At 66.7% G+C, this 14,870-nt stretch carries 10 protein-coding genes and 3 pseudogenes; 7 read left to right on the forward strand and 6 right to left on the reverse strand.

What is annotated here, in order from left to right:
- Window positions 1-136: 136 nt before the first annotated feature.
- The 4 genes from GON09_RS27135 to GON09_RS27150 all read left to right on the forward strand — a co-directional run bounded on the left by GON09_RS27135 (window position 137) and on the right by GON09_RS27150 (window position 6,266).
- Window positions 137-1,468 carry a phenylacetate--CoA ligase family protein gene (locus tag GON09_RS27135; protein WP_307854575.1) on the forward strand — a complete coding sequence of 444 codons (1,332 nt, stop codon included), beginning with the start codon at window positions 137-139 and terminating at the stop codon, window positions 1,466-1,468.
- Window positions 1,465-2,187 (forward strand): hypothetical protein, encoded by a 723-nt coding sequence (locus tag GON09_RS27140; RefSeq protein ID WP_213935048.1) that lies wholly within the window; start codon window positions 1,465-1,467, stop codon window positions 2,185-2,187. Before GON09_RS27135 ends, GON09_RS27140 begins: the two co-directional genes overlap by 4 nt.
- A 4-nt stretch (window positions 2,188-2,191) precedes the next feature.
- A complete protein-coding gene (locus GON09_RS27145) occupies window positions 2,192-4,654 on the forward strand; it encodes a GNAT family N-acetyltransferase (RefSeq protein ID WP_213935049.1) in 2,463 nt (820 codons plus the stop codon).
- Window positions 4,655-4,808: 154 nt separating this feature from the next.
- The gene (locus GON09_RS27150; protein ID WP_213935050.1) at window positions 4,809-6,266 is read left to right on the forward strand and encodes an MFS transporter; all 1,458 of its coding nucleotides are present in this window, start codon (window positions 4,809-4,811) and stop codon (window positions 6,264-6,266) included.
- 63 nt (window positions 6,267-6,329) lie between these two features.
- On the opposite strand, the gene GON09_RS27155 is transcribed toward GON09_RS27150, so the two are convergent.
- The 5 genes from GON09_RS27155 to GON09_RS27175 form a co-directional block, all read right to left on the reverse strand.
- On the reverse strand, window positions 6,330-7,688 hold the full coding sequence (locus GON09_RS27155) for an MFS transporter (RefSeq protein ID WP_213935051.1): 1,359 nt from the start codon (window positions 7,686-7,688) through the stop codon (window positions 6,330-6,332).
- Between the two features lie 148 nt (window positions 7,689-7,836).
- A complete protein-coding gene (locus GON09_RS27160) occupies window positions 7,837-9,414 on the reverse strand; it encodes a class I adenylate-forming enzyme family protein (protein WP_213935052.1) in 1,578 nt (525 codons plus the stop codon).
- Between the two features lie 412 nt (window positions 9,415-9,826).
- Entirely contained in the window at window positions 9,827-10,591 is a 765-nt protein-coding gene (locus GON09_RS27165) for an ArsR family transcriptional regulator (RefSeq protein ID WP_213935053.1), read from the reverse strand.
- Window positions 10,588-11,076, reverse strand: coding sequence for a hypothetical protein (locus GON09_RS27170; protein WP_213935054.1), 489 nt, complete (start codon window positions 11,074-11,076; stop codon window positions 10,588-10,590). Before GON09_RS27170 ends, GON09_RS27165 begins: the two co-directional genes overlap by 4 nt.
- Before the next feature lie 10 nt (window positions 11,077-11,086).
- On the reverse strand, window positions 11,087-11,554 hold the full coding sequence (locus GON09_RS27175; RefSeq protein WP_213935055.1) for a cupin domain-containing protein: 468 nt from the start codon (window positions 11,552-11,554) through the stop codon (window positions 11,087-11,089).
- Between the two features lie 253 nt (window positions 11,555-11,807).
- Between GON09_RS27175 and GON09_RS27180 the strand changes: the two are divergent.
- Window positions 11,808-12,104 (forward strand): annotated as a pseudogene (locus GON09_RS27180) (transposase); the annotation flags it as partial.
- 186 nt (window positions 12,105-12,290) lie between these two features.
- Window positions 12,291-13,165 (forward strand): annotated as a pseudogene (locus GON09_RS27185) (IS5 family transposase).
- A 24-nt stretch (window positions 13,166-13,189) separates the two neighbouring features.
- On the opposite strand, the gene GON09_RS27190 reads toward GON09_RS27185, so the two are convergent.
- Window positions 13,190-14,281, reverse strand: coding sequence for an IS630 family transposase (locus GON09_RS27190; RefSeq protein ID WP_213935252.1), 1,092 nt, complete (start codon window positions 14,279-14,281; stop codon window positions 13,190-13,192).
- 128 nt (window positions 14,282-14,409) lie between these two features.
- Here GON09_RS27190 and GON09_RS27195 point away from each other — a divergent pair.
- Window positions 14,410-14,664: pseudogene (locus tag GON09_RS27195) on the forward strand (transposase); the annotation flags it as partial.
- Window positions 14,665-14,870 lie beyond the last annotated feature (206 nt).

The raw sequence follows: 14,870 nt of genomic DNA on the forward strand, positions 1-14,870 counted from the left end.
GTTCTGCCGCCCGCGGGACGTGAGGGCCGTGTTCCGAGCGCTTATATAGGTAGATTTTTATTCTGATAAGCTATGGCTCGGGTCACGCTACCGGAACGTGTGCCGCAGGACATCCCGGGGGCGACGGAGGAAATTAGTGGCAATCAGTGAGCTGGAACATTCGCGCGCGACGATCGGCGAATTCCTGGAACCGGAGATCGAGACGGCGCCGCGGTCGGCCATCAGGGCAGACCAGGAGGCAGCCGTCCTGGAGTTGGTCCAGTTCGCGTGGGACAACTCGCCGCTGTACCGGGAGTTCTGGAGCACCGCCGGCGTCTCGCCCGACGACATCCGCAGCCTGAACGACTTCACCACCAAGATCCCGACCCTGACCAAGGCCGACATCAAGGCCTATCGGGAACGCACCGGCGACCCCTACGGCGGCCTGCTCTGCGTCGACCCCAAGGATCTCACCTCGGTGACCACGACCTCGGGCACCACCTCGGCCCCCGAGCTGCTCCCCGAGGTCTGGACCGACACCCCGCCGCTGCCCGCGGCCTCGGCCCGCGACCTCTACGCCCACGGGCTGCGGCCGGGGGACCGAGTCGTCGTCCCGGTCGGCACCTTCCGAAACTACTGGGACGACTTCTACCTCGCCCTCGGACTGACCCCGGTGTTCGTGGACAGCTGGCTGGGCCAGGGCGAGGCGCTGCTGCGAGCCATCCGGGAGCACCGGGTGGCCTACATGCAGGTGCACCTGCCCGCGATCATGGAGTTCGAGAAGCTCGAGTCGAAGTACGACCTGCGCGAGGCCTTCGCCTCTGTCAAGTTCTTCGCCTTCGCCGGCCAGCCCATGGGGGCGGCGCTCAAGCGCAAGGTCACCGAGGACTGGGGCGTCCGGGTCGTCACCTACACCAGCGCCGGTGACACCGGAACTGCTTGGGAGGAGCCGGAACTCGACGGGTTCCAGCTGTGGGAGGACATGATGCTCCCGGAGGTGCTCGACACCGTGACCGATGAACCCGTCGGCGACCTGGAGGTCGGCGAGCTGGTCGCCACCGACCTGGACAACCGGGTCGCGCCCTACATCCGTTTCCGCTCCGGCGACCTCGTCCGGGTCACCCGCGAGCCGGCGCCCACCGGGCGCACGCACGCCCGGATGTGGTTCTCCGGCCGGCGCGGCGACGAGACCGTGATCGGGGGCAAGGCGATCGTGGTCGGCGACGTCTGGCGGCTGGTGGAATCGCTGCCCGAGCTCTCCGACGGGACGTTCCAGATCATCCGCACCGACGCGCCGATGACCCGGCTGCGGCTCCGGGTCGGCTACGCCCCCGAGCGGACCGCCGACCTCGTCGAGCTGGAGCAGCGGCTGGTCGGGATCATCGAGGCGGAGCTCGGCGTCGGTGTCGATGTCGCGCTGCTCACCGTCGAGGACATCCTCCAGTTCAGTTCGAGCGTCGCCAAGTTCCCGAGGACGGTCAAGGAATGACTCGCAGGACCAGTATGGAGTCCGCCGCCCGGCTGCCCCGTTCCCCGATCTACGGCATCGGCGTGTGCCGCACCGGCGACAGCGTCGTCGACTACGCGATCGGCTGGGACGATCTGGAGCGCGACACGGACTGGGCGCAGCACCAGCTGCTCGCCGCCGGCGTCACCGACGGGGACCACGTGCTGATGACCGCGCCCAATCACGAGAACCCGTGGCTGAGCCCGGTGGTGCGGGCGCTGCGCCGGATCGGCGCGACCTACACCCCGGCCGAGACCTACCCCTGGGACTTCACCCGATTTCTCTCGGTGCTGGACCGCCTGCCGATCACCGTGGTGATCGGGCTGTGCGGGGACACCCTCGGCGCGGTGCAGGCGCAGCAGCCCGATCTGGCGGCGCAGTTCCGCGACGTCCGCCTGATCTGGGCTCGGCCGGAAGCGCACACCGAGCTGGTCGCGGCGGGCGTGAACTCCGCCCTGCTCGCCTTCCTCGGTCCGGCGCTCGGCCTCGCCCGGCCCGATGATCCCGACGTGCTGCGGGTGAACGGCGCCGAGTGGGCGCTCCGGGAGTCCGGCGGAGAACTGCTGGCCTCGGCCACCGGCGCGCCGGGCGCGGATCACCGATGTCCCGACCGGGTTGTCCGGCCGGGTCGGCACGGACGGAGACACGTTGCTCGTCGAGCCGTGACGGGCGGGCCCGCGCAATTCCCGATCGAGAGGTGACGGTGTGACACGTGGCGACCAGAATTCCGGTGACGGCACCCCGGGGTTGCTCAGGGACGGCCGTTCGGTACTGGTCCGCCGGCTGACCCCCGGCGACCTCGAGCTCGTCGTCGACTTCAGCCACCGGCTCTCCCGCCGCACCATCTCCATGCGGATGCTCGGGCCGGTGGTGCAGCTGAACCGCGCGGGGCTGGCGCGTTTCATGAACTTCGACCCGGCGACCCAGTTGGCGCTGGTCGCGGTGCACGAGGACCGCGCGGTGGGGGTTGCCGACTTCGCGCGGGTCGACGGGCACCCGGAACGCGCCGAGGTCACCTTCACCATCGCCGACGAGTACCAGTCGCTCGGGCTCGGCGGGCTGCTTCTGGAACACATCGCGGTCGCGGCCAGGGACTACGGCATCGAGGTGCTGGAGGCCGACGTGCTCGCCGAGAACCTGGCCATGGTCCGCACCCTCGAGAATTCGGGGTACGCCGTCGAATTCGGCCCTCCCGGCTCGGTCCTGCACGCGGACATCGCCATCGCGCCGCGGGCGCAGATGCTGGCGCGCTCGGACCGGCGCGAGCACCAGTCGGTGCGCTCCTCCATGCGGCGCATCTTCGCGTCCCGCACGGTCGCCGTCGTCGGCGCCGGGACGGGCCCGGACAACCTCGGCCGGGCCGTCGTGCGCAACCTGGTGGACCACGGCTTCCCCGGGCGGGTCTTCGCCGTGAACCCGAACACGCCCGCCGTGATGGGGCTGCCGACGTACCCCACGGTGGCGGCGATCGGCGAGCCCATCGACCTGGTGGTGGTGGCGGTCGCGGCGACGCTGGTCCCGGAGGTGCTGCGCGACTGCGCTGCGGCTTCGGCGGCGGCGGTGGTGGTGGTGTCTGTCGGCTTCGGCGAGCTGGACGAGCACGGCCGGGCGGCCGAGGCGGAACTGGTGCGCTACGCACGCGCCCAGGACATGCGGGTGATCGGGCCCGCCAGCATGGGGATCGTCGCCCAGCAGGACGGGCATCGGCTGGCCGCCACCTTCTCTCCCTCGCTACCCGAACTCGGGGTGGTGGCGATGGCCAGCCAGTCCGGGACGCTCGGGCTCGCGGTGCTCGATCATGCCCGCAGAGTCGGGCTCGGCTTCTCCGGCTTCGCCTCGCTCGGCAGGTCGGCCGACGTGTCGCCGAACGACCTGCTCCAGTGGTGGGAGGAGGACGCGAGCACCTCGGTGATCCTGCTCGACCTGCAGAAGTTCGGGAATCCGCGCAAGTTCGCCCGGCTGACCCGGCGGGTCAGCGCGCGCAAACCGATCGTCATCGTCACCAGCGCGATCCACACCGAACTGGGTGGCCAGGCCGACCCGGTGCCCGCCGACCGCAGGGCGATCACCGACGCGCTCTTCTCCCAGACCGGGATCGTGGCGACCCGGACGCTCGCCGAGATGTTCGACGTCGCACGCCTCTTCGCCCACCAGCCGGTGCCGCGCGGAGATCGGGTGGCGGTGCTCACCAATGCCGCGCAGCCCGGCGTGCTGACCGCCGCGGCCTGCCGGGCGGCTGGGCTGCGGATCGCCGCGGTCGGCGCGGAGACCCGCACCGCGCTGCGCGATCTGGCACCGGGCGGTGACTCGGGCGACGCATTCGACCTGACCCCGCGTGCCGACGCGGACCGATACGAGGCGGCGCTGCGCGCGCTCCTCGCCGACGATTCGGTCGACTCGGTCGTCGCACTGTTCACACCGCCGCTGGTGCAGAGCACGGAGGCCATCTCCGCCGCCCTGGTCCGGGCGGCAGCCACCGCTCCGAACAAGACGGTGGTCGCCAGCTTCGACGGCACCGAGGGCGTGCTCGCGGCAGCCGGGGTGGACGGCCCCGCGGTGCCCAGTTACACCTTTCCGGAGGCCGCGGCCGCCGCGCTCGGCCGCGCCGCGGCCTACGGTGCCTGGCGGCGCCAGCCAGCCGGTGTGGTCCGGCCGCCCAGCGGGGTCGCAGCGGAGCGGATGCGCGTCGTCGCCGAGCGGGCCGGATTCGGCGCGCCCGCGCCCGAGGTGGTCGCCGACCTGCTCGCGACGGCCGGGATCACGGTCTCGTCGGCGGAGGCCGCCGGCGGCCCCGAGGTGTCGGTGTCGGTCGTGGCGGATCCGGTCTTCGGGCCGTTGCTCGCCTTCGGCGTGCTCGGCGATCCGATCACGCTCTACGGCGACATCGCGTTTCACATCACGCCGGTCAGCGATCTCGACGCCGACCGGATGATCCGCTCGGTGCGCGCGTACCCCCTCGTGGCCGAGCGCGATGTGGATGCGCTGATCGAACTCGTCCTGCGGGTGGCCTGGCTGGTGGAGGAGCTCCCGGAGCTGGCCGAGCTGCGCTTGGCGCCGGTCGCCCTCGGAGTGCCGGGTGCCGGGGTCGTCGTGCGCGAGGCGGCGCTGGTGCTCGCCGAGCCCACCCGCGATCGGCGCCATCGCGAGCCGCGGGTCCAGAGCCCCTGACCGGTCGACGGGCGCCGCGACGTCAGCCGCCCACCGACAGCACAGCACAGCACAACAGCGGCGCTCGCGGCGCCGCGGATCGAATCGGGAGACGCATGATCATCGCCCCACAATCGGATTCCTCGATGGGCGCGCCGCGCGAGCGGTGTGCCGCATGATCCGGAGATTCGCGCGGACATCGGACCGGCGCTCCGATCGTCTGATCACCGGCGTGCTGTGTCTGTCCGGCATCGTCGTCGCCCTGCAGCACACTCTGGTGGTCCCGCTGCTGCAGGAGTTCCCCGGGATCCTCGGTGTGGACTCCGCGAGCGTCTCCTGGCTGGTGACGGTGACGCTGCTGACCGCCTCGGTCGCCACCCCGATCCTGTCCCGGCTCGCGGACATGTTCGGCAAGCGGCTGATGATGCTGGTGTCCCTCGGCACCATCGTGCTCGGCTCGGTCGTGGCCGCGGTCGGCGGGACCTTCCTGACGGTGCTGATCGGCCGCGGCCTGCAGGGGCTGGCCTCGGCGCTGGTACCGGTGGCCATCGCCATCATGCGCGACGAACTGCCTGCGAAGAAGGTCGCGGGGGCGACCGCACTCATGAGCGCGACGCTGGGCATCGGCTCGGCGTTGGGGCTGCCGCTGCCGGGTCTCTTCTACGGTCACCTGGGTTGGCAATCCATCTTCTGGATGTCGGCGGTGGCCGGCGCGGTGCTCTTCGCTGCGGTGCTGCTGGTGGTGCCGGAGTCGCCGGTCCGCACCGGGGGACGCTTCGACCTCGGGGGCGCGGTGCTGCTGTCAGCAGCGTTGGTCGCGCTGCTGCTTGTGATCTCCAAGGGCGGCACCTGGGGCTGGACCGACCCGCGCACGCTGATCGCGGCCGCCGTCGCCGTGCTGGCGTTCGCGGTCTGGTTCCCGCTGGAGCTGCGGATCGGCATGCCACTGGTCGACCTGCGCACCTCCGGGCGACGGCCGGTGCTGCTCACCAATGTCGCGGGATTGCTGCTCGGCATCTCCATGTACGCGAACATGCTGACCACCACCCAGCAGCTCACGTTGTCCGCTGACACCGGCCACGGCTTCGGACTGTCGGTCCTGGCGGCCGGGCTGTGGCTGGTGCCCGCCGGGTTGATGATGGTGGTGTTCGCGCCGATCTCGGCGCGTGCGATCGAACGGTTCGGGGCGAATCGCACCCTGGTGGCCGGCGCGGGAATCCTGCTCGCCTCCTACGTGGTCCGGGTGTTCGCGGCCGGGTCCGTTCTGCAGATCGCGCTCGGCGCCGTGTTCGTGATGATCGGCACCGCCGTCACCTACGCCACCATGCCGATGCTGATCCTCGATGCGGTTCCGATCACCGAGACCGCCTCCGCCAACGGTCTGAACGCACTGGCCCGCTCGATCGGCACCGCCATCTCCAGCGCCCTCACCGCTGCGCTGCTCACCACCGTCACCGTCGATGTCGCCGGCCTGGCGGTGCCCGCGCCCGCGGCGTTCCAACTCGTCTACGCGCTGGCGGGTCTCGCGGCACTCGCGACGGTGGTGGTGGCGCTGTTCATCCCGCATCCCGCCCGGCCGGTCGCGGCGACCGACGACCGCTCCGCGCACCCGGTGACAACGGGCGCGCGGTAGTCGCGCGGTTCCGGCGCCGCCCTCGTAAGTGGAGCCCTACGGACGAGCACTGGTCCGCAGGACTCAACCAGTCACCTTCACCGTGGATTCCTCGTCGAGACCCGCACCCGCACCCGCAGCCACAGCCGTGCGCCCTATGGCTCTGTCGATCGAGCGTCGCGACAGAGCGAGGACCACGAGTCCGGCCAGCGACGCGACCATCACCAGATACGCCGGTGCGAAGCTGTTGCCGGAGACGCTCACCACGAAATGTGTGGCGGACGGCGTCAACCCTGCACCGAAGATCACACCGATGTTGAACGCCAGGGCCGCACCCGAGTACCGGATGTGGGGCGGGAACAGGGCTGTGGCCATACCGAGCATGGGCGGATTCTGGGTCCCCGTCGCCAGCTGCCACAACGCCATCATGGGGGCGAGAGCAAGAAGGCTGGTGGTCGTATTGATCAGCATGAAGAGCGGGATCGCAATGGCGAGCGAGCAGACCAGACCGATTGCGAGCACAGGAACCGGCCCGATCCGATCCATGAGCCGGCCGGCCAGGAGCATGCCCAACCCGTTGAAGACGAGCACTGACCCGAGCAGGAGATAGGTGTGCGCCGGCGGCATCTCCAATGTGCCGATCAGGTACACCGTCATGTAGGTGGTGCCCACGCTTCCGACGATGTTCACCACCATCGCGAACAGAGCGACACGGGCGATGTTCTTCGGATACGCGCGTACCGCAGCAAGCGCAGGAGTCTTCACGATTTCGAACTTCTCCACCATTCGCCGGAATTCCGGGGAGTCCTCGAGCCCCATCCGAACCCACAGCGTGACGAGGGTGAGCGGAAGACAGAGCAGGAACGGAATCCGCCAGCCCCAATCACTCATCTCGGATGACGTCACCGACAGGGCGATGATCCCCGCGACAATGCCGGCCAGTCCGACCCCCGCCGTCGACCCGAGAGGAGTCAGTGCGCTGTAGAAGCCCTTCTTGCCCTGGGGAGCAGACTCGGTGACATAGGTTGCCGATCCGATGATCTCACCACCGGCAGAGAATCCTTGGACGAGTCGTGCTGCGACCAGCAGAATCGGAGCGAACAGACCGATCGCAGCGTAGGTGGGCAGGACACCGATCGCCACGGACGCGGTACCCATGATCACGACGGTGGCGACCAAGGCGGTCTTGCGGCCGTGGCGATCGCCCAGCCACCCGAAGAAGATGCCGCCGAGAGGACGCACCAGGTATCCGGAGGCGAATACCAGAAGTCCCGAGAGGATCGAAGTTGCTCGATTGTCGCTGGGGAAGAACTGCGGAGAGATCACCACGGCCAGGTGGCCGTAACTGATGAATTCGAAGTACTCGATCAGGGTTCCGAGAAAACCCGCTAGACCAGCTCTCCTACTCGCGGAGGAACTCAATTCGGCGTTGTGGTTCGACATCGACACCCCTGTTCTTGTGGGTCGTATGGCTGTTCAGGATCGTCGGACCTGCCTGGCAACACGGTGGCCCGCCGATCCGAGAAGGTTGCGTCACGTAGCGGATGGCGTCGCGGAACACTGCCGCAACGGTCTGCAGGACTCCGTTCGCTCAGGTCAATCGCGCCGACAATTCGGCCTTTCGAATCTTTCCTGTGGCGGTTCTCGGAAAATCGTCGACCATGAACCACCTGGTAGGGCGCATTCTGCGAGGAAGTTTCGATTCCGCGAATGCTGCCAGCTCGGATTCGGTGAGAGGGGAACCGACGGATACACGGACCGCCGCGACCGCACATTCGCCGAGTCGCTCGTCCGGTATGCCGAAGACGGCGACTTCCTGCACTCCCTCGCATCCGGCCAGCACCGACTCGATTTCCGCCGGGTACAGATTTTCTCCTCCGCGGACCACGACGTCGCGCAGGCGGGAATGGAACTTGACCACGCCATTGCTCATCGAGCACAGGTCGCCGGTGCGCATCCATCCGTTCTCGTCGTATGCGGGTTCGATCGTGCCGTTGTCGCGCAGGTATCCCGCCATGATCAGTGGACCGCGAACACACAATTCGCCCACGTCACCTTCCGCGACGACCCGATCGCCGTCCACCACGCAGTAGTCGCGTCCCGGCAATGGCCGGCCGAGGGTCCGCGTCCGCTCGTACAAGGGGTCGTCACGGGCGCTGATCGTCATCACGGGCGCTTCGCTCTGACCGTAGGCGACCACGAATCGGATCCCCAGCCTGTCCTCGATCGAGTCGATCATCGCCGGTTCGACACTCGAGGCCCCACCGATCATCGTCTCCACCGACTCGAAGTCCTCGGCGGTGACGCCGTCCAGGGCCAAGATATCGAGAACCATCGTGGGTACGAGGCCGACCATGGACGGCCGAACAAGCCTAATGGTCCGCACGATCGTGGCGGGGTCGAGCTTGTCCACCGCGACGTACGCCCCGCCGATGCACAACGAACATATGACCGCACCGACCGACCCACCGATGTGGTCGAGGGGGAGCGGATTGAACATGGTGGTGCCGTCGTCGGCTCCCGCCGCCGCCATGTAGTGCTGCGCTGCCCCCAGGACCGCCCTGTGGGTGAGCACGGCGATCTTCGGCCGGCCAGTGGTCCCGGACGTGAACTGCAACAGGAACGGGTCGTCGGCGGCGGCTCCTTCCGGATCTCCGGTCATCGATCCGCCCTCGGCCTCGAGTTCCGCGACGTCAACGACTTTCACCGAAGCAGGGACCTTGTCGGCGAACGAGGTGCCTCCTACGGACACAATGAGGTCGAGGTCGGCGTGATCGCAGCGCGCCGCCACACCGTCCGGCGTGTCCCGGACCGGGAGCGGCACGATGGAGCACCCGGCTCGGGCCGCTCCATACATGGCCAAAATCCATTGCACGCGATCGCGGCCGGCGATACCGACCCTGCGATTTCTGGGTTCTCGGTGGCGGATCGCACGGCCCACCGCAGTCGATCGCACGAACAGTTCGTCCCAGCTGACGGCGCGGACCGTGTCGCCTTCGAGCCACCGGATCGCGTCCCATGCCGGCCATCTGCTCGCGGTTTCCCGAAACAGCTGGTCGATGGTGCCGGTGGCGACGGAGGACGAATCGCCGCTTCCCCCGATGGGTAGGTAGGACCAGCCCGACTGGGCATTCTCACTACGGGACGGAAGTCCGTCGAACGGCGCCACATTTCCTCCATTTGTCGCTGCGTAGATCATCTCGATGCGACCGGGCGTTCAGAAGAGCGTGAAGTGCACCGGCCGACGCGCCCTTGGGTCGCGATGCCGTCCTGACTCTGCCCGGGTTACGCCACTTTCCCACCCGCGCAAGGCCTTCCGCTACTCGCGTGGATCGAGCGGCGTCTCGTTAAGTAGTTAAACTGTTGCACTGTTCCGTGTCTTGCATAACCATACAAGCGTGTCGTGCGCCACACAATTGGTCGGTGGTGACCGGATCGGACGGAGGGTTCATGGACACCTCTCTCGCTCGAAACCGCTCCCCGAGAGAGGATTCGCGCATCACAAGACGGAGCGGTCATCGAGCTGGTCCATTGCACCTGAAATCGCGCCCCGCTGTATCGGCCGGGCGGTGAGCGAAATATCAACCTGTCGTCGCACTCTCGACAGTCGAGGGATCCGGACCATCCGGTGGACTTCGAAGAGTCACAGTGACACAACAACTCGGGGCGACGCCATCACCGACCACCCTCAGCGCATCACGAAGCCCTGATCCTGCGATGAAGCCTGCCACATATCGCTCGTTGAGCGTGCAGACCACCTCAGGACTCGATTCGGATACCCGGCGAAATGGGCAGTTGCCGAGCTGGATTCGACTGTTTCCGTTGTGGTGCGCCATGTAGCCGAGATGACTGAGCGTTTCGGAAAGGAACACCAGTGGATCCTCGCGGGTGCACGAGAATTGCGAGGCATGCTGATGGCCGCGAGCGAAGGCGATCTCGCCCGATCGCCGAATCAACCGGTCGTCGTCCGAATCGGCGGTGGCCTCTGCGAGGATGTCGGCCAGAAACTCGTACCTGCGAGGAGGTACGTTGACCTGCAACTCGACATCGTTTGCGGCGTAGTGCTTTGTGGGCCGCCCCGCCCCTGGGCCTCCTCGGCCCGGGGGGCGCGCAAACGACACCGACAGGAGGCCGGCGGCCGCAAGGCGATCGAGATGTGACGCCGCCGTGGATCGATTGATCTTGACCTGAGTCGATACTTCGTCCCGTGTCACGGGGCGCGCAACCGACACCAGGTGTTCGTAGACCGCTCGAACCTGTGGATTGGCAACTACGGCGATGGGATCGATTGAGTGCGGTTGGCCCTCTGGGCTGCTTTCGAACGGCCGGTCTTCATCGGCGATCACGGCGCAGTCTCCACAACTGGAGTCGAATCACTGGGAACGCCTGCATCGATCGAGGGAAAAGTGATCAGGACATCTGCTCGCGGATCGAACCGGGCAACCCGATCTGCATGGTGTGGTGTCATGAAAGCGTCTCCAAGGCCTGCGGATCGACGAAGGCACGGATACCGTCGAGCGATCTCGAAGACATCGATGACATGACTTGTCGTTTCGATACCGGCTGCCACGGTGGTGACTGTCAGGTGTGCTGCCACCTGGTCCCCATTGACGATCGCCAGAGTCGGAGGTGCGATGGTTGCTCCGATTCCACGCTCGACCAGAGCGTCCATGACCGAGCCGAAATGCTCACACCCATGGCGTACCGGGCTGCCCGCCGGCTCCTCGATGAAGGGGATCTCGGTGACGTTTCGGAGCCAGCTCTCCCGATCTGCGTTGTTGAAGTGCAGCCGATGCCGTTCGAGGGCTGCAAGTGCAAGCTCCTTGCTCACCGGCGCCGCATCACCTCGCGGTCGACACGGAGGCGGAGTCTGTGTGCTTCTCTGCGAGCGCATTCCAGACTTGACTCAGAAGCACGTGCGGCTCGACCGGGGGAAGATCCTGCTCCGGTTCGCCGAGCACGGTGGGATGGAAGCCGCGGCGGTCGGCGAAGATGTTCAGCATGAAGCAGCCCTCGGGTCCCGCCTCCTCCGGTCCGTAGACCGAACCCTTCTCCTGGAGGCGGATGTCGCCGGGCCCGTACCACTTCTTACCGACACGTAGGGAACCACGCAGAATGATCGACATGTAGTGGGTCTTGTGGTAGTGGACCGGCGATCGGAAGTTGGGTCCCACCTCCATGGGAAACACCGCCGGATCGGTCTCGCCGTCACCGAGAAAGAACGCGGCGAAGCGGGTGCCATCGTCCATGACGGCGAAATCGGGATCGTCGAGAATGGTCTCGTAACGCCCGCGGGCCGTTCGTTCCATGGTTGGCTCCTTTGTCTTGAGTTCAGGCGCTTTCTGGCGCCAGGAACAGTGCCTGCTGGGGGAGTCGTGACTCTAACGCGGGGTGTGATATAGATCATTTCGGAACTTGACTGTATTGAAGGTCACCGAATCTGTAAAGACACAAACGGTATTTTTACAGATGCGCGTTGTGGCGCAGTGGACTCCGTGAAGAACCCACCGGAGCAAGGCGGTGTCGACGACCTCCGGGTACGTGGAACCGAAGATTCTCACGCACTCAGGGCTGAAGGCTGCTGTCATGCAACAATTCACCGGCGCCGCATGGCGGCGATGCCGGGTGCACCTCATGCGGAACCTGCGCCGCGCCGATGTCGTGGAGATCCTCTCGATCCCGGCGGCGTTCCTGCGCCAGGCGACGGTGGTGATCGAACAGCACGACGAGTGGCAGGTCACCCGGCGCTACGTCTCCGACGTCTCCATGGTCGAACTCAGGGCGGTCATTGCGGCGAAGGAACACGCCGCCGCCGAGCCCGCCCACGCGCGGGCGGGGTACTCGAAATTAGCTAGCATTCAGCACGACTCGTTGATCACGACGCGGTGGCGCCACTTGATCCGAAGTCCACCACCTCGCGGGGTGCTGTCTTCACCGCACTGGCCGGGTCGCAGTCGCGACCCGGCCGGGTTGTCGCGAACGCATAACAGGTAGATAATTAATCTGTATTAGCGACAAGCGCAACCTGAATATCCCGGAGACCTCGTGCCCAGCGTAGCGGTATCGGGGCGAGCGGACCTCACCGACGCGCAGGGGGCGCGTCTGGCTCCGCTGCTGCCTTGCGTGACGAAGATCGGCCGTCCATCGAAGTGGCCGAAACGCAGCTCATCGACGGGATCCGCTGGCGCATTCGCGTCGGCGCCCCGTGGCGGGACCCTGGCACACCGTCTACGGGCTGTTCCGCCGCTGGCAAGGTGACGGCACCTGGGTACACGTGCTGACCCGGTTGCAGACCATCGCCGACGCCGCCGACCAGATCGTCTGGGACGTCAGCGTCGACTCGACGATCATGCGGGCGCATCAGCACGCCGCCGGCGCCCGCCACCACGGCAGCGAGCAGGTCGAACCGCCCGGTGGTGTTGCGACCGAACCGGCCGACCACGCGTTGGGTCGCTTCCGTGGTGGGTGGACGACGAAGCTGCATCTGGCGTGCGAGCAGCATCGACGGCCGCCCGCGCTGCTGCTGACAGCCGGTCGGCACGGGGACAGTCCGCAGTTCACCGCCGTGTTGGACGCGATCCGAGTACCCCGGTTCGGTGCCGGCCGGGCGCGCACGCGACCGGATCGGGTGCTGGCGGACAAGGCCTACAGCTCCCGAGCGAACCGGGCCTACCTGCGCCATCGTGGGATCAAGGCCACCATTGGCGATCCCGTCCGATCAGCTCGCCCACCGCCGCAACCGCGGCTTCGATGGTGGGCGACCACCGGTCTTCGACCGCACCGTCTACCGGCAGCGGCATGCCGTCGAATGCGGCATCAACCAACTCGAGCAGTTCCGGGCGGTGGCCACCCGCTTCGACAAGCTCGCAGTGCGGTATCTGGCCACCGTCCAGATCGCCGCAATCAGTCAGTGGCTATGAGACAGCGACCTTTTGAAACACGCCCTAGTGTTCTGAGTCAGGAATTCTGTTCAAATATGACGCGAGGCGTTCGAGGATCTCGTCCGCGGTCTTGGTCCACACATAGGGTTTCGGGTCGGTGTTCCACTGTGCGATCCAGGACCGAATGTCCTTCTCCAAAGCCTGAATCGACTTGTGTACCCCGCGGCGGATCTGCTTGTTGGTCAACTCGGCGAACCACCGCTCGACGAGATTGAGCCAGGACGAGCCGGTCGGGGTGAAGTGCAGGTGGAACCGTGGATGCGCCAGCAGCCACGCCTTGATTGCCAGCGTCTTGTGGGTGGCGTAGTTGTCGAGCACCAGATGCAGATCCAGACCCGGTGGGGTCTGCTTGTCCAAGGTCATGAGGAACTTCTTGAACTCGTCGGCACGGTGGCGGCGATGCAGTGACCCGATCACCTTTCCCGATGCGACGTCGAGGGCGGCGAACAAGGTGGTGGTGCCGGCACGCACGTAGTCGGAGGTCATCCGCTGCGGCACGCCGGGCATCATCGGCAGCACCGGCTGCGACCGGTCCAGCGCCTGGATCTGCGACTTCTCGTCGACACAGAACACCAGCGCCCGCTCCGGCGGATCGAGATACAGGCCCACCACGTCGTGGACCTTGTCGACGAAGAACGGATCGGTCGAGAGCTTGAAGCCCTCGGTGCGGTGGGGCTGCAACCCGAAGGCCCGCCAGATCCGCGAGACCGTCGACTGCGACAGGCCCATCTCCTGCGCCATCGTCCGCGTCGACCAGTGCGTCGCGTTCTTCGGTGTCGTCTCGAGCGTCCGGGTCACCACCTCGGCGACCTGGGCATCGGTCACCGATCGCGGCCCACCCGATCGGGGCATGTCCCCGAGGCCTGCAATGCGGTGCTCGAGGAAGCGAGATCTCCAGCGTCCCACCGCATGTTGCGTCGAACCGAGGCGAGCGGCCACCTCCTTGTTCGAGATGCCGTCCGCACAGGCGAGGATGATCCGGCATCGCAACGCCCACGCCTGAGGTGTCGACGAGCGCCGCACCCAGCCCTCCACCGCGGAACGTTCGTCGTCGGACAGGACCAGCTCGGCCTTCGGCCGCCCAGTACGCGCTATCCACTGATCCTACTATTATGTATGGAACTCCTGACTCGTAACACTAGGCTAGTTGACATGGCGAGCTGCCCACAGTTTGGTTTCCGAATCCGGTGATGAATCGATGGCCTTCCTGGAAGGCTCCGACCATGCCTCGTCCCTATCCTCCCGAGTTTGGTGCCCGAGCCGTCGCGTTGGTTCGATCCGGCAAACAGGTCAACCAGACCGCCTACGAACTGGGTATCAGCGCCGGATGTCTGCACACATGGCTCAAGCAGGACCGTATCGATCGCGGAGAGATACCGGGCAACTCCACTGCCGAACCTGCAGAGCTGCGCGCTGCCCGCAGGCGAATCCGAGAGCTCGGAACGGAACTGTCGATCATCCTGCAGGCATCAAATTTTCGGCTCTACTGCTCTGAATGTGGATGCCCGGGTATGTGGTATGGACAGGTGGTAAGTGGTGGGCGCACGGGCCGCTCGTAAGGTCGAAAGCTCCTACACTCATCCACCTGCTGGAGCTGACCCGTGCGCGCCACCACACTACTCACCCGACTGCTGTGCCTGCCGAACACCACCGTCCGCGACGTCGAGATCGTCGATGACCGGGT

Origin of the sequence: Rhodococcus sp. B50, from assembly GCF_013602415.1 — a bacterium.
In the GTDB taxonomy this organism is placed as follows: Bacteria; Actinomycetota; Actinomycetes; order Mycobacteriales; family Mycobacteriaceae; genus Rhodococcus.